Raw genomic sequence first — 14,183 nt, 5'->3', positions numbered from 1 at the left:
AAGATTAATATGTATTATAATGAAACAAATTTAATTATTGCTGATTGGAAAAACCAAAGGCACTTTTCTCATACGGGAAAAGTGCCTTTTTCATTTATTATTACAGGGGGATTTTTTATGCAGAAATTAATTGTCTTTGCTATTATTGGATTTTTCGCTCAATTAATCGATGGAGCGCTTGGAATGGCGTACGGGGTAACGTCTTCCTCTTTATTATTAATGTTTGGTATTGCACCAGCTGTCGCTTCCGCATCTGTTCATTTAGCTGAAGTCGTTACAACCGCGGCTTCTGGTGCATCTCATATCAAATTTGGAAATGTTGATAAATATACAGTTTCCAGGCTTACATTACCTGGGGCAATCGGCGCATTTGTTGGGGCATGTTTTTTAAGCAATTTACCTGGTGATGTCATTAAACCGTACATTTCTGTATTTTTATTTACTTTAGGGGTTTATATTTTATTACGATTCATCATTCAAAAACAAATTGTTGCTTCAAAAAAACGTATGTCTGCAAAACAACTTGTGCCGCTTGGCTTATTCGCTGGATTCGTTGATTCAACTGGTGGTGGTGGCTGGGGTCCGATTACGACACCTGTACTTTTAGCAAGAGGAAATGAAGCGAGAAAAGTTATCGGATCTGTAGATACGAGTGAGTTTCCTGTTTCACTCGCTGCAACAATTGGCTTCTTCATCTCACTTGGCTGGGAACAAGTAAGCTGGGTTTGGGTATTTGCGTTAATGCTTGGCGGTATTGTCGCTGCACCAATTGCTGCATGGTTAGTTCGCATCGTTCCAGCACATTTACTTGGCGTATTAGTTGGCGGTCTTATTATCTTCACAAATATTCGTACACTGCTTACTACATTTAAAGTGGATCCAACTATTATTTCACTTTCTTACGTTGCAGTTGGTCTTGTCGTTATTATTTCTATTTTCATTGCTGTTCGAAATCATTCCAATCGGCCTAACGCATCAACGGCTGAGTATCCGAATGATCAGAAGCAAATGCTACCATAACTATAAAAATACCGCCCAATTTAGAGCGGTATTTTTTATTTTTCTATTTTCCAATTAATCATCGTTTCTGTAGCATTTACTCTCTTCATATGTAACTTTTCTAAAACACGCATCGAACTATAATTATCTAGGAGTGTCTCTGCAATTATTGTTTCTACCTCTCCTGTTTTGAAAGCCCAATCGATTAGTTCTCTTACAGCTTCTGTTGCATAGCCCTGATTCCAATATTTCTCAATAAATCCATAACCGATTTCTACTGTTTGATTCTCATTTGGTTTCCCCTTAAACCCAATATCACCTAAAACGATATCATCTTCTTTCCGAAGAACATACCACGCCCCCCATGATAATAAATCCGCATCTTGTTTTATATTCCCTACATGCCCCACAATATGCGGACCGCTATTATATCCTTGCTCGTTAGCGACTTGAATCCTCTCTTCTGTACACGGCACTATATAGAGCCTTTCTGTTTCTAATTTCATTTTGATTTCCCCTTTTTGCTTAAACGTTACTCTAATTATAACAAATAATATGACCTTATCATGAATGTCGAATTATATTTTTCTGAATTTTCTTTTAATTTAAAGGATTTTTCAATATTTTTTGCGAAACATTTGTATAACAATTTTTTCTTTGCTTATTGCTACATAATAGTTGGTTCGGGTGGAGTTTTGCAAGCGTTTCCTATACAATAACCGATATTTTTTGATTTTTTCCTACAAAATATCTTGCAATATATTCAGAAAGTCATTACAATTGCCATATATTAAAAATCTTAGCAATATATAAATCCTCATCAATCCGATGAGGTAGAGGTTGCGACTTTTAATAGTAAAACGGACGAGACACAGAGAATGTCAGCTGACTCCGTTTGAAAGGAAAAGTTGCCGAAGTTTATATTTCTTCTCTGGAAATATGAGCTGGGGCTGTCTCCGAAAGGAACAGAACTGTCACGTTTACAAAATTACCGTGTAAACGTGGGGTGCTATCTTAACGGAAGGGTATGATGGGGTGGTTATTTGTGAAACGTTCCGCCAAATTCCTTTGGCGGTTTTTTGTATTTTTCTCCCCCGCTCCTTCCTAACCTACAAGAAAAGGAGTGTTGAACATGAATAGCGCAACAAATCAATCTACCTCTAAAACGCAAACTACACAAGGAAAAGGTGAATTAAGACGCGGTCTAAAATCAAGGCACCTTACGATGATTTCTCTCGGTGGTACAATTGGTACCGGACTATTTCTTGCCAGCGGTGGTGTCATCCATACAGCTGGACCTGGTGGCGCATTAATTGCATACGCCGCAATTGGAATTATGGTTTATTTTTTAATGACAAGCTTAGCTGAACTTGCAGCTTACATGCCTGTTACTGGATCTTTTAGCACGTATGCAACAAAATTTGTTGATCCATCACTTGGCTTTGCACTTGGATGGAACTATTGGTATAACTGGGCAATTACAATTGCGGCAGAACTAGCGGCCGTAACATTAATTATGAAATTTTGGTTCCCGGATACCCCTTCTCTTATTTGGAGCGGATTATGTTTAGCTATTATTTTCCTTTTAAACTACTTATCTGTTAAAGGGTTTGGTGAATCTGAATATTGGTTCGCACTTATTAAAGTAGTTACTATTATTATCTTTTTAATTGTTGGTTTCATGATGATTTTCGGAATTATGGGCGGCGAAACGGTTGGATTCAAAAACTTCACTGTTGCAGATGCACCATTTAACGGCGGTATCATGGCAATTATCGGTGTATTTATGGCAGCTGGTTTCTCTTTCCAAGGAACTGAATTATTAGGAGTAGCTGCTGGTGAAACATCTGATCCAGAACGTAATATTCCGAAAGCAATTCGTTCGATCTTTTGGCGTATTCTTTTATTCTATATCCTTGCGATTCTCGTTATCGGTTTATTAATTCCTTATACAACTGAAAGCCTTGCAGCAAGTGATGTAACAGTAAGTCCATTTACACTTATTTTTGAAAAAGCGGGCGTTGCCTTTGCTGCTTCTGTTATGAACGCTGTTATTTTAACTGCTGTACTATCTGCTGGTAACTCTGGTATGTATGCATCAACTCGTATGCTTTGGGATTTAGCTCGCCAAGGAAAAGCACCAAAATTCTTAGGCAAATTAGATAGCCGCGGTGTACCTGTTAACGCGTTAATCGTAACGTCAATTGTTGGTAGTATTGCTTTCATTGCTTCTTTATTCGGTGACGGTGTTGTATACATTTGGTTATTAAACGCATCTGGAATGTCTGGCTTTATCGCATGGGTTGGAATCGCAATTAGTCATTACCGTTTCCGTAAAGCATATATCGCACAAGGAAAAGATTTAAATGACTTACCATATAGAGCAAAATGGTTCCCATTTGGTCCAATCTTCGCATTTACACTTTGTATCATCGTAATTTTAGGACAAAACTACGGGGCATTTATGGGTGAATCAATCGATTGGAATGGCGTACTCGTTTCTTACATCGGTTTACCACTCTTCTTAGTACTATGGTTAGGATATAAATTTACGAAAAAAACAAAAGTGATTCCACTTGATAAATGTGAACTAAAATAAAGTGAAACGAGCAAACAAATTTGTTTGCTCGTTTTTTGTTGCAAACCTCTTTGCTTCCCTATTGCTCCTGTTTTTGCAATAATAAAGGAAATATAACTAAAGGTTGGGATACTATGAACATTCGTATTACTGATGAAGCAAAAGCAGCTATACATAGATTAGAACGTGAAAACAAAAAGATCATTCGCATTAGAGGGACAATGACAAACTCTTGTAGTATTTTCGTTGATGTCGATTTAATTTGGGATACATATAACGCAGATGATGTTGTATATGAAGATGCAGAGCTTATCGTACAAATGGATTCATTCACGAAAGACTACACTGGTGATACAGTGAAGCTTGATTATAAGACGACTGGTTTTAGTATTACGACTCCGAGTGAGACGTTAGTTTATGGATTGTCGATTAAAAAATAAAAATTGTTTTCATTTGACCACCGAGGTGAAAAAATGGATAATTATGTTCCGTTAAAATTTTTATTTAGCGAAGAATTAGCAGAAAAAATAGCTGATTCTATTTGTAAATACGATCCGAATTTCTCTAAAAAAAACTTTGTAACCTCTGTAACATGTAAAGTTGAAGGTTTAGAGTTAAAACAACGTATTGAAGTAATAGCAGATGAATTACAAAATGCTTTACAAAAAGATTTTAATGCAGCAATACATATATTACTGAAAACATTAGGACCAGAAAATACAACAGAAGTAGGCATGTTTACAAATGGATATATGTACATGCCTCTTGCAAAATACGTTGAAAAATATGGACTTAACAACTTTGAAACCTCATTCAACGCCATGTATGAAATAACGAAAAGAAATACTGCTGAATATGCCATTCGGCCTTTTCTTGAAACATACCATGAAGACACACTAAATATATTACAACAGTGGATTCATGACGAAAACAGCCACATTAGAAGATTAGTTTCTGAAGGTACAAGACCAAGGCTTCCTTGGGCTAAAAAAATAGGAGCTCTGAAAGGTGACTTTAAGTACAATTTACAGCTTCTTGAACCATTAATGAATGATACTTCTAAATATGTCCAAAAATCAGTAGCCAATCATATTAACGATATTACGAAAGAAGATAAAGAACTCGTTTTTCAATGGTTACAGCAATTACGTGATAAACAGCATCCTATTAATCCTTGGATTATAAAACATGGGTTAAGAACAGTTATTAAAAATGGTACTTTACCAAAAGATTTTTCTTTTTAAGTATTTTAAAGAAAACCGATTATGCTTCAAAAATGAAGTATAATCGGTTTTCCTTTTGAATACAGAAATAACAAACGTAAAAAGCACTTTAAATTTCTTCTTTATATCATTATTTTACTAGCTCTTCTATGTTATTACTTTCCTTAATTTTTTCGGATGATAGCCAGAGTGAATAACTTGTTCCATCCTTGTTCCTTAAAAATATGTTAAATTCCTTATTATATAGTTCTTCTTTAAGAATAGTGACTACCTTTCTCAAATCCTCTATTACATATGGATCATTTCTATATTTTATCTCACTGTCATTGAAAACTAATGTCAATTCATACTCTAGACAATTGCCGTCTTTCGGGTGTGGACAAGTAATATCCTCAATTTCAAAACGATCATTTTGAATTTCATTTAACCTTACGCCTACTTTTGTTTCAGTTTGAACCAAATATGTCCAATAACCGCTTACTGTGTTTTTCATTGTTAAAAGCAGTTCTTCTTTCGTTATAGCTTTTTGCACATTTTGAAAAGGCAAACCTATAGATTCACCATTATAATCCTCAATTTCAAGTTTTGTTATCTTTCTATTGCTCTTCTGAATGAATTGGATTAGAGCATATAAACGATCTAATTCTTTTGATTCAAATTGACTGTAATCAATCTTGTCACTCGTTTTTAAAGTTAATAATAACTTATCCGTTGGTTTCTCCTCTATATCATCATCCACTATATATTGAAAAACATTTTTATTTTCAGGTTCCACGTAACCTAATTTTTTAATTTCTTCTAGCATTGGTTTAAATTTCTTATATTCCTCATATGTTTTTTTTCCGTATTGATATTCATCACCTTTTATTCTTGAATATAAGAAGCCATCTACCTCTACTCTAAATTGAATATTTTTGTTATTTTTTGCTTGAACAGTATGATATGTATGCCCCATATTCCCTTCGTTTATAGCACCCCAATGTGTTACAATCACATCAATTCCGTGCTTTTTTTTCACATATTTTTTCACCTGATCGTCATCTTTATAATTACACCCACTTAAACATAAGAAACATAACAATAGTAACATTACATTTTTCATTCTTTTCATATAGCACCTTGCCCTCTTTTCGCATAAACAAAATATTCCATATATAAAGAATACTAAATCGCTGAATGTTTTCAAAGAATTAAAATATTTTTACACTCGGTTTATATATCTATTTCTTTTATTAATGGCTCTAATAAGTTTTAATATTGATAATCGAATATAATAAAAAGAAACCTAAATTTAAGGTTTCCCATTTTTACCAACAATTTGAATTTAAATAGATATTTTTTAGCCAAGTAATAATTCGTAGTACCTGAAACGACTCAAACCAAGTAATTAAAAACAGGAGAACAAAGAAAGAGATAAGTGATATGAATTTTAATCTTCCACCTTCACGTCTAGCAATCGCTATAATACTCAGAACCACTCCAATTAAAAAAGAAATATACCCTAATAGGATAATAGGCTCAGAATAGCTATCTATTATCCTATTTAATCCAAATAATAACATTCCAAAAGTCATCAAGGTTATTGAAAATACACTAAATTTTTTCATAATTCAACCTCCAATATAATTTTACTATTTTATGGAGAGAATAATTTTTTTATGCGTATGGATGAACAATTACACTATAAAATTAGATAACTCAATTTATTTTTTCATTAAACAACTGCCTTCTTTTATACCCTCAAAGGATTTTCACTCAATTAACCCGAATATATAAATTACCATTCTCACAAGGAGCGAATCTATATGAATCTATTCGAACACGAAACGTAAAACTGCCTCTCTTTCATAAGAGGTCCTCCCTTTTTCTTTTCTTATCATATCATTCATTTACGAAATAGGAGGAAATAATTATGAAATGTAAGCCATTATTTTTAACTTTATTAAAAAGTGCAAATACAAACTTTAGCGGCTGGGATTTTTCTTTCATTTCAGAAACGGGTCGAATGAAGAGCGAGCCTTTATCGTGGTCGTACGGCAGCACTGCTTTTCAGCTTATGCAATGTGCAGAATCAGTGCTCGATATGGGTACTGGCGGCGGAGAGTTTTTATCTATGTTACAACCGTTCCCGTCAACTATATTCGCTACTGAGGGCTACACTCCAAACGTGTCAATTGCTCAAAACAAATTAGAGCCTTTAGGAGTTACTGTTTTAGAAGTAACTGATGATACTGCATTACCATTTCAAGATGGGCAGTTTGATTTAATTATAAATCAACATGAATCGTATGCTGCTTCTGAGGTAAACAGAATCCTTTCTCCAAGTGGCGTTTTTCTTACACAACAAGTTGGCGGTCTTGATTGCGCGGAACTTAATGAGCAGTTTGGCTCAACACTAAATAGCGACTTTGCAAGTTGGTCTCTCGAAACAGCATGCAGTGAGTTAAAGCAAAATGGATTTACTATTTTAGAAGCAAGGGAAGAATTCCCTTTCCAACGCTTTTATGATATTGGCGCTATCGTCTATTATTTAAAAGCGATTCCGTGGCAAATTCCTGATTTTACTGTCGAAAGATATTATGAGGATTTATATCGCATACATGAGAGCATCTTGCAAAAAGGATATTTTGATGTGAAGCAACATCGATTTATGATTAAGGCGATTCGCAGCTAGCAAAAAGGAGGTGGCATAGCCACCTCCTTTTTGCTCCGTTTACGTATGTTCTCTACTCTTTCATCATAAGAAAAGTTATATCATACATATTACAATTATGACCAATGAGTTGTATTTCTGAAACATATAATCACCTCGCATATATAATGAGAGCAAAAACGTGATTTTTCACTTTCCTCTTCTATTGAGAAACAAGTTGTTTTTCATATCGCTTGTTCGTATCATCTTCTGTTAATACTGTCGGTAAGTATTTTGGTAAGTTGCTAACTACACCTCTATTATCACCATCTAATATCCAATCAATTTCTTTCCATTCTAATAATCCTTCAGCCGTACGAAATGGTGTATTCATCTGCATTTCATCTGGCAAATCAGCAACGAACACATACATTCCTTCATTAGCCTGGGGCTCATCTTTACCTTTAAAAACAACAGTCCCTTTATACGTTACACTTGAAAGTTCTATGCCCGTTTCCTCAAATGTTTCTCTAATTATTCCTTCGTATGGCGTTTCATTATCTTCTATTTTTCCTCCGACACCATTCCACATCCCCATATTCGGCTTTTTATTTCTATTTAATAGCAGTATTTTATCGCTTTTTCTAATAAAGCAAATTGTGTACTTGTACATACAATCATTTCCTTTCATTTTCCACATGAGTTATTTGGCTTATTTTCAAGTAAAAACACTCGCCTTACAATTCCTTACTACATAATATATAGTACAACTTTCATGCGTAAACACTTTACGTCAAACGAGAGAATCCTTTTTAGAAAGGAGAATTTAAAATCGATACTATAAGCAATGAATTTTTAAACCAATATTACAACAGCCTTGTGTGGTTAAACGATACACACTGGCTCGGGGTTCCAATCTGTAAACTTCCCTCTGATCTCTTTTTGTATCAAGAAATCATTTATGAATTAAAGCCCGATTTAATTATTGAATGCGGGACTTTTCATGGTGGTAGTGCACTGTATTTAGCTTCTATGTTAGATTTAATTGGAAAAGGTCACGTACTTACTATCGATATAACTCCGCAGCCAAATCGGCCATCACATAATCGGATTACGTATTTAACAGCCTCTTCTGTTTCTGTGCAGGCCGTTCAAACAATAGTAAGTATGCGCAAACCTGATGATGTGATTTTAGTTATTTTAGATTCTGATCATAGTAAAGAACATGTATCCAAAGAACTCTTACTATATAAATCTATCGTCACTACTGGCAGTTATATAATTGTAGAAGATACCTCCATTAATGGAAATCCACTTCTTCCTGATTGGGGTCCTGGCCCGATGGAAGCTGTGGATGAGTTTTTAACAAAAAATAATCACTTCATAATCGACGACTCTAAACATAAATTTTTCATATCATTTAATCCAAAAGGGTTTTTAAAGAAAATAAAGTGAAACTTTAATCAGCCCTCACCAATCGGGCTTTTACGGACAGTTGATCCCCCACCTAACTTCTTTGCTTTCCCTGAACTTTGAGGTGGAGGTCTTACTGCCCATTAATGCGGGGTAAAGTGAAACTTTAATAAGTGGGGTTTTGCTCCTCCCCCACTTATTCTATCATTTTCATTTTTGAAAAAGGATAATATACGAATTCCACCTTGCCAATTATGTTATCTTCTTCAATATATCCTAAGCCATTGCGACTATCTCTACTTACTTCGCGGTTATCTCCCATTACAAATAACTTATTTGGTGGAATTTTTGTCTTTTGAAAGTTATAAAACACTTGTGTGTTGTTAAATAAATCTTTGTTCGTATATGGTTCTTCTTGCTTTTTATCGTTCACATATACCTTTCCATTCGTTATGTTAATTACATCACCCGGAAGCCCTATTACACGTTTCACATAATATTTCGATTCATCCTCTTCTTTTATAATGACAATTTCTCCGTGTTGTAAATTAGAAAGACGTACTGCTGCTTTATTTACAAATACGTAGTCTGCTTCATATAAAGTCGGCTGCATCGATTCCCCTTCCACCTTACATAAAGTAAAAGAATGGTAGCCTATGACTATCACCAATATAAATAGTATGTACTTTCCCCAGCCTCTCTTAATCTCCTTTTTCATATCCATTCCCACCTTATAAAGCGCTTTTTAACTCAAAAAATATATCACTGCACAATAAGTTTCCATGCAGTGATACTATTTTTACTGTGCCTTGTTCGGTTGTTCTACTGGAATTGAATTTGCATTTGATCTATTTGTTTTTAATTCAAAATACGCATCCAAAATCTCTTTACCAATGGCAGAATTAATTCCTGATTTATCATCATTCACCCATGGCACAACAACTGAAAAGGCTATTTCCGGATCAGCATCATATGGCGCATAACCGGCAAGAGTTAAATTATAACATTTTTTTCTGTTGTTGTTCTCATCTCTTCCAATATCACTTTCTCCACCATATACTGTCTCAGCTGTTCCTGTTTTTCCCGCTGGTTTATATGGTAAACCTTTAAACGTTCCAGTACCTGTTCCGTCAGCTTCTTGAAAAACCCTTCTAAATCCTTCTTTTACATGATTAATGTACGAAGTGTCCATATCCACTCGATTTAATACAACTGGTTCAATCGACCGAACGACTTTTCCTACATCCTCTGGTCTATTCGGTTGTTCTCTAACTTCTTGTACAATTTGTGGTTTCATTCGGTAACCGCCATTTGCAATGGTTGAAATATATTGCGCAAGCTGAAGCGGCGTATATGTATCATACTGTCCAATCGCGTAATCAAGTAAAAATCCGGGTATGTTATCAGTTCTACCTACTTGACCAATTGATTCATTTGGCAGGTCAATACCAGTCGACACACCTAGGCCAAATTGTCTAAAATAGTAGCGCATTTTATTAAATGTTTCTTGTTTAATGTCTAATGGATTGTTTGGGACATAATTAATGCCTGCCATTTTTAAAGCCGTATTAAACATATAAACGTTCGATGACACTTGCAAAGCTCTTAAATCATCAATATCCCCAAATTCTTTCCACGATTTCTTCGGCTTAGAACTTCCTTTAAAATACATTGGTGCATCAAAGAAATGTGTATACGGCTTAATCGCTTCTGTTTGATATCCAGTTAATAAAGTAGCACCTTTTACAGTTGACCCTAACTCATAAGAACTTGTCATCGTTCCTAGTGCATAATCTTCTATTTGCATACCGCCATCTTTATTTACAATTTTCTTTCCTGCCATTGATAAAATTTGACCGTTTTTCGGATTCATCATTACTACGAACGCACGATCCATCATCGGCTCTGCAGCATGAAAAGCTCGTAAATTCTTTTCAAGGCTTCCCTCTACTCTTTTCTGTAAATCCATATCGACTGTTAACATCAAGTTATTTCCACTTTTTCCTTCAGTCACTTTTTCAGTTCGAACAATCTTCCCTGCTTTATCCATAATATTTTTAGACTGTTCTTTCGTTCCATGTAGTGCATCTTCGTATTGTTTTTCGATGTAACTTTTACCAATACGGTCGTTTCGATTATAATCACGAACTAAATAATAATCTAATTGTTCTCTTGGCAACCCTTCATTTTCATTAGAAACGCTACCGAGTATAGAGCGCAGTATTTTATCATTTGGGTATTCACGTTCCCAATCTACTGTTGTATCTACCCCCGGTAAACTTGCCAACCTTTCACTAACGACAGCATATTCATTTTGACTTACATCTTTTTTAACGATTTGCGGCGTCATTTTATATCCCGCATTCATTTTGCTTTTAATTACTAATACTTCTATATCTTCCTTTGAAAGCTCATTTAATTCTTCTTGTGTAATTCTTTCCCGGCGCAGTTCTTCTACTTTTTTATCTAACTCTTTTCCTTCTATTTCTTGCTTTCTAAATTTACTCTCATCTTCTTTCGTTACTTTCGCTGCTGCCCGCTTTTCATTTAACTGCATCCAAAAATCTTTCTTATCTGTCTCTGTTAACTTATCCATGTCCTCTTGCGACATTTCAATTAGCTTAGCTAAATCTTTTGCTACCTGTAAAACTTCTTTCGAGTCTACTCCTCTCATTTTCGTATATGTAACGGTTCGCAATGGTTTATTATTTACAATAACGTGACCTTGCCGATCAAACATTTTCCCTCTAGGAACGGGAGTGCTTACCGTTACATCTTCCTTTTTGTTTACTTCATTTCTATACGTTTCTCCATCAATGATTTGTACTTTACCTAATTGAATTATAATAGCTGAAAATAAAAGAAAGACAATAAAAAATAGTACATTTAACCGAAATGGAATATGAGTCTTTTTCTTTTTCGATTGTTTTTTCTGCTCCTTTTTCTGTCTCATTTCGCTCCCTCGCTTCATTCTATTAACATTTCTACGCAAAATCATTATGTATCAAATTTATTTATATGATATATATAGAATTTTATATTAATTACAAAAGAAATAAAAGATTTAATTTTCAGTTTTTTATTTCGCTATCCTATTTATTACCATTCCCTTAATGCACAATAACATGAATATTATTCTAAAAGAAAAATGGGACAAATTGATTTTTATACCATTAATTAACATTTCTTTGTATACTAAAGAAATAGATTCATAAAAGACATTACTTAAGGAGAGAACGAAAATGACAGATTCGTTTATCATACATACTAATACGCCACATTGTTTAAACTTTATGATTTACATTCAAAATATTTATCTCAATCAAAAAGGAAAAAAAGAAAATTTTCGTTTTCCTTACATAACAAAAACATTACATTTCTCCACTGACTTTAAAACAAACTTCAAAGAATTATGGCTGACTCTTCGTAAGCAAACTGCTAACGACAGATATGATTTACAAATTTTTCACGAGGAGAATCATATATTTTACGAGAAGCTTTTTGACACTCAATTATGTAATGAGGAATCTTTTAAAGAATTACTGTGTAGTTTTAAAGTATGGTGGACTAGCATAGTAGGTCAGCATTCATTAGAATGGTCTGTAAGTGAGTATAGTACGCAACTTTATAATGATTTAGTTTTATACTTAAAACAAAACCAAATAAAACCTTTACAACAGGTACACATTAGCTTACTTTATGACGATTGTGTATTCGCTAAAGAAAATATTACTTCTTACTCTGCCATTTTACCTACCAAACTCTTTTTTATAAATTATAAAGATGTTGTTACTACGTTATCAAAATGTTTTCATATCGCTTTAAACAGCGATTACTCAAATAAAAAAGTGAGGTAGATACCTCACTTTTTTAGATAACTTATTTCACTGAAGATACCCCTTTAACAAACTCACCAATCTTATTTTGAAAAACAAAATCAAAGTTATATTCTTGCCCTGTTAACTCTTCATTTACTAAAATTGTTGTTGCCCCTATTTCCCTCTTTGCGATTTGCGGGAATGAAGCGACGGGTTGTACTTTTAATGACGTTCCCATAACGATAAATACATCTGTTTCATATAAACGTGTTATCGCATTTTGATATTGCGGTAATGTATCTCCGTATAAAACTACGTCTGGATTTAAAATGAAATTACACTTCTCACAACGCGGTACTTCATGATCAATCATATACTGTAAATCATAGCCTGATTTACATTTTGGACAATGTGCTGTTTGAAGTGTTCCATGTAAATCAATAACATGCTTACTGCCACCTAATTGATGTAAACCGTCAATATTTTGCGTTAAAATCGTAATATCTTTCCCTTGTTCTTCTAGCTCAGCTAAAAAACGATGTCCACGATTTGATTTATATTGATGGAACGTATTAATTTGAAAGATTTCTTTATAATGCTTCCAAAATTCTTTCGGACTTTGGTTATAGTACCCTCTTGATAAATACATTTCCACATTCGCATCAGCATACAATCCATTTGCTGAACGGAAATCTGGGATACCACTTTCCGTACTTGCACCAGCGCCTGTTAATACTGTAATTTTCTTCGCTTTTTCTAAAATTGAACGTACTTCTTCAAATTGTTGCATAAAAATCACCTCTATGTATTTTCCTATTCTTATTATACCAGTTGTTTACAGGAGGTGTTGTACAATTCATTTTACTTAATGCGTTGCGCCCCCAATCTCTACAATATCTACTTCAACTGTCATCGTTACTTCAATTGCCAATTCTATTCCCTTACTAATAGTAGAAAGTGACATACTCGGTTGCCCTGGATAATTACTCGATTGTTCTGGTAAAAACGGAATATGAATGAATCCGCCTTTTATTTTCTTATCATGTTTCTCTAGTTCATGCATAAGTCCATAGAATAAGTGATTACAAACGAATGTGCCTGCCGTCTGTGAAACAGATGACGGTATGCCCTCTTCGCAAAGTTTTTTTACAATTGCTTTCATCGGAAGTGCAGACCAATAGGCAGCTGGTCCTTCTTCTACAACCGGTACATCTACCGGCTGATTTCCTTCATTGTCAGCAATTCTTGCATCATCAATATTAATTGCAACACGTTCTATCGTAATATCTGGTCTGCCCCCAGCTTGTCCAATGCATATAATAATTTCCGGCGCTAGTTCTTCTATATACTCTTTTAATACGCTTATTGATTTATGAAATACAGTTGGTACTTGTTTGCTTATTACCTTGTATTCTCCAATTGTTTTTTCATGCAAACCTTTTGCTACTTCCCAAGCTGGATTGATATTTTCTCCGCCAAATGGATCAAACCCTGTTAATAATACTGTTTTCATAGTTTTA

Annotated in this window: 15 protein-coding genes and 1 riboswitch; of the genes, 7 read left to right on the top strand and 8 right to left on the bottom strand. The window is 34.3% G+C overall.

Annotation, left to right across the window (positions count from 1 at the left end; all coding sequences use genetic code 11):
- The first annotated feature begins 9 nt into the window (after positions 1-9).
- The gene (locus ACTFRH_RS13450; RefSeq protein WP_002181419.1) at positions 10-1,020 is read left to right on the top strand and encodes a sulfite exporter TauE/SafE family protein; all 1,011 of its coding nucleotides are present in this window, start codon (positions 10-12) and stop codon (positions 1,018-1,020) included.
- Between the two features lie 35 nt (positions 1,021-1,055).
- Here ACTFRH_RS13450 and ACTFRH_RS13445 read toward each other — a convergent pair whose 3' ends face one another.
- Positions 1,056-1,505, bottom strand: coding sequence for a GNAT family N-acetyltransferase (locus ACTFRH_RS13445; protein WP_000764603.1), 450 nt, complete (start codon positions 1,503-1,505; stop codon positions 1,056-1,058).
- A 320-nt stretch (positions 1,506-1,825) separates the two neighbouring features.
- Positions 1,826-2,019, top strand: a riboswitch (Lysine riboswitch).
- A 112-nt stretch (positions 2,020-2,131) separates the two neighbouring features.
- On the opposite strand from ACTFRH_RS13445, the gene ACTFRH_RS13440 reads away from it, so the two are divergent.
- The 3 genes from ACTFRH_RS13440 to ACTFRH_RS13430 all read left to right on the top strand — a co-directional run bounded on the left by ACTFRH_RS13440 (position 2,132) and on the right by ACTFRH_RS13430 (position 4,821).
- Positions 2,132-3,598, top strand: coding sequence for an amino acid permease (locus ACTFRH_RS13440; protein ID WP_001083381.1), 1,467 nt, complete (start codon positions 2,132-2,134; stop codon positions 3,596-3,598).
- Positions 3,599-3,711: 113 nt separating this feature from the next.
- On the top strand, positions 3,712-4,017 hold the full coding sequence (locus tag ACTFRH_RS13435; protein WP_001026195.1) for an iron-sulfur cluster biosynthesis family protein: 306 nt from the start codon (positions 3,712-3,714) through the stop codon (positions 4,015-4,017).
- A gap of 33 nt (positions 4,018-4,050) precedes the next feature.
- A complete protein-coding gene (locus ACTFRH_RS13430; RefSeq protein WP_000371160.1) occupies positions 4,051-4,821 on the top strand; it encodes a DNA alkylation repair protein in 771 nt (256 codons plus the stop codon).
- A gap of 109 nt (positions 4,822-4,930) precedes the next feature.
- Here the strand turns inward: ACTFRH_RS13430 and ACTFRH_RS13425 are convergent, their stop codons facing one another.
- Together ACTFRH_RS13425 and ACTFRH_RS13420 are read right to left on the bottom strand one after the other, a co-directional pair.
- Positions 4,931-5,911, bottom strand: a complete 981-nt coding sequence (locus tag ACTFRH_RS13425) for a hypothetical protein (RefSeq protein WP_000827146.1) — start codon at positions 5,909-5,911, stop codon at positions 4,931-4,933.
- Positions 5,912-6,107: 196 nt separating this feature from the next.
- Positions 6,108-6,407 (bottom strand): hypothetical protein, encoded by a 300-nt coding sequence (locus ACTFRH_RS13420; RefSeq protein ID WP_000714733.1) that lies wholly within the window; start codon positions 6,405-6,407, stop codon positions 6,108-6,110.
- Between the two features lie 305 nt (positions 6,408-6,712).
- Here ACTFRH_RS13420 and ACTFRH_RS13415 point away from each other — a divergent pair, with 305 nt between their 5' ends.
- Positions 6,713-7,474 carry a class I SAM-dependent methyltransferase gene (locus ACTFRH_RS13415; RefSeq protein ID WP_000649855.1) on the top strand — a complete coding sequence of 254 codons (762 nt, stop codon included), beginning with the start codon at positions 6,713-6,715 and terminating at the stop codon, positions 7,472-7,474.
- A 181-nt stretch (positions 7,475-7,655) separates the two neighbouring features.
- Here the strand turns inward: ACTFRH_RS13415 and ACTFRH_RS13410 are convergent, their stop codons facing one another.
- On the bottom strand, positions 7,656-8,105 hold the full coding sequence (locus tag ACTFRH_RS13410) for an NUDIX hydrolase (protein WP_000280184.1): 450 nt from the start codon (positions 8,103-8,105) through the stop codon (positions 7,656-7,658).
- Between the two features lie 158 nt (positions 8,106-8,263).
- Here ACTFRH_RS13410 and ACTFRH_RS13405 point away from each other — a divergent pair, with 158 nt between their 5' ends.
- Entirely contained in the window at positions 8,264-8,887 is a 624-nt protein-coding gene (locus tag ACTFRH_RS13405) for a cephalosporin hydroxylase family protein (RefSeq protein WP_265411132.1), read from the top strand.
- Between the two features lie 154 nt (positions 8,888-9,041).
- On the opposite strand, the gene lepB is transcribed toward ACTFRH_RS13405, so the two are convergent.
- The gene (gene lepB, locus ACTFRH_RS13400) at positions 9,042-9,563 is read right to left on the bottom strand and encodes a signal peptidase I (protein WP_002164083.1); all 522 of its coding nucleotides are present in this window, start codon (positions 9,561-9,563) and stop codon (positions 9,042-9,044) included.
- 81 nt (positions 9,564-9,644) lie between these two features.
- Positions 9,645-11,798, bottom strand: coding sequence for a peptidoglycan D,D-transpeptidase FtsI family protein (locus ACTFRH_RS13395; RefSeq protein WP_001249187.1), 2,154 nt, complete (start codon positions 11,796-11,798; stop codon positions 9,645-9,647).
- 289 nt (positions 11,799-12,087) lie between these two features.
- Between ACTFRH_RS13395 and ACTFRH_RS13390 the strand changes: the two genes are divergently transcribed.
- The gene (locus tag ACTFRH_RS13390; protein ID WP_000132268.1) at positions 12,088-12,702 is read left to right on the top strand and encodes a hypothetical protein; all 615 of its coding nucleotides are present in this window, start codon (positions 12,088-12,090) and stop codon (positions 12,700-12,702) included.
- 22 nt (positions 12,703-12,724) lie between these two features.
- Here the strand turns inward: ACTFRH_RS13390 and ACTFRH_RS13385 are convergent, their stop codons facing one another.
- Together ACTFRH_RS13385 and pcp are read right to left on the bottom strand one after the other, a co-directional pair.
- A complete protein-coding gene (locus tag ACTFRH_RS13385) occupies positions 12,725-13,453 on the bottom strand; it encodes an NAD-dependent protein deacylase (RefSeq protein ID WP_001183788.1) in 729 nt (242 codons plus the stop codon).
- 75 nt (positions 13,454-13,528) lie between these two features.
- On the bottom strand, positions 13,529-14,176 hold the full coding sequence (gene pcp / locus ACTFRH_RS13380) for a pyroglutamyl-peptidase I (RefSeq protein ID WP_000859714.1): 648 nt from the start codon (positions 14,174-14,176) through the stop codon (positions 13,529-13,531).
- Positions 14,177-14,183 lie beyond the last annotated feature (7 nt).

It is taken from the genome of Bacillus cereus group sp. MYBK216-1, from assembly GCF_051916495.1.
GTDB classification, from domain to species: Bacteria; Bacillota; Bacilli; order Bacillales; family Bacillaceae_G; genus Bacillus_A; species Bacillus_A thuringiensis_K.
This window is presented reverse-complemented; position numbering and strand designations above follow the sequence as displayed.

What these genes read in the sequence shown, in the direction of transcription:
- ACTFRH_RS13390 (WP_000132268.1), top strand. Translation starts at nt 12,088, where the DNA reads ATGACAGATTCGTTTATCATACATACTAATACGCCACATTGTTTAAAC.
- ACTFRH_RS13440 (WP_001083381.1), top strand. Translation starts at nt 2,132, where the DNA reads ATGAATAGCGCAACAAATCAATCTACCTCTAAAACGCAAACTACACAA.
- ACTFRH_RS13435 (WP_001026195.1), top strand. Translation starts at nt 3,712, where the DNA reads ATGAACATTCGTATTACTGATGAAGCAAAAGCAGCTATACATAGATTA.
- ACTFRH_RS13445 (WP_000764603.1), bottom strand. Translation starts at nt 1,505, where the DNA reads ATGAAATTAGAAACAGAAAGGCTCTATATAGTGCCGTGTACAGAAGAG.
- ACTFRH_RS13415 (WP_000649855.1), top strand. Translation starts at nt 6,713, where the DNA reads ATGAAATGTAAGCCATTATTTTTAACTTTATTAAAAAGTGCAAATACA.
- ACTFRH_RS13450 (WP_002181419.1), top strand. Translation starts at nt 10, where the DNA reads ATGTATTATAATGAAACAAATTTAATTATTGCTGATTGGAAAAACCAA.
- pcp (WP_000859714.1), bottom strand. Translation starts at nt 14,176, where the DNA reads ATGAAAACAGTATTATTAACAGGGTTTGATCCATTTGGCGGAGAAAAT.
- lepB (WP_002164083.1), bottom strand. Translation starts at nt 9,563, where the DNA reads ATGAAAAAGGAGATTAAGAGAGGCTGGGGAAAGTACATACTATTTATA.
- ACTFRH_RS13425 (WP_000827146.1), bottom strand. Translation starts at nt 5,911, where the DNA reads ATGAAAAGAATGAAAAATGTAATGTTACTATTGTTATGTTTCTTATGT.
- ACTFRH_RS13410 (WP_000280184.1), bottom strand. Translation starts at nt 8,105, where the DNA reads ATGTACAAGTACACAATTTGCTTTATTAGAAAAAGCGATAAAATACTG.
- ACTFRH_RS13420 (WP_000714733.1), bottom strand. Translation starts at nt 6,407, where the DNA reads ATGAAAAAATTTAGTGTATTTTCAATAACCTTGATGACTTTTGGAATG.
- ACTFRH_RS13385 (WP_001183788.1), bottom strand. Translation starts at nt 13,453, where the DNA reads ATGCAACAATTTGAAGAAGTACGTTCAATTTTAGAAAAAGCGAAGAAA.
- ACTFRH_RS13395 (WP_001249187.1), bottom strand. Translation starts at nt 11,798, where the DNA reads ATGAGACAGAAAAAGGAGCAGAAAAAACAATCGAAAAAGAAAAAGACT.
- ACTFRH_RS13430 (WP_000371160.1), top strand. Translation starts at nt 4,051, where the DNA reads ATGGATAATTATGTTCCGTTAAAATTTTTATTTAGCGAAGAATTAGCA.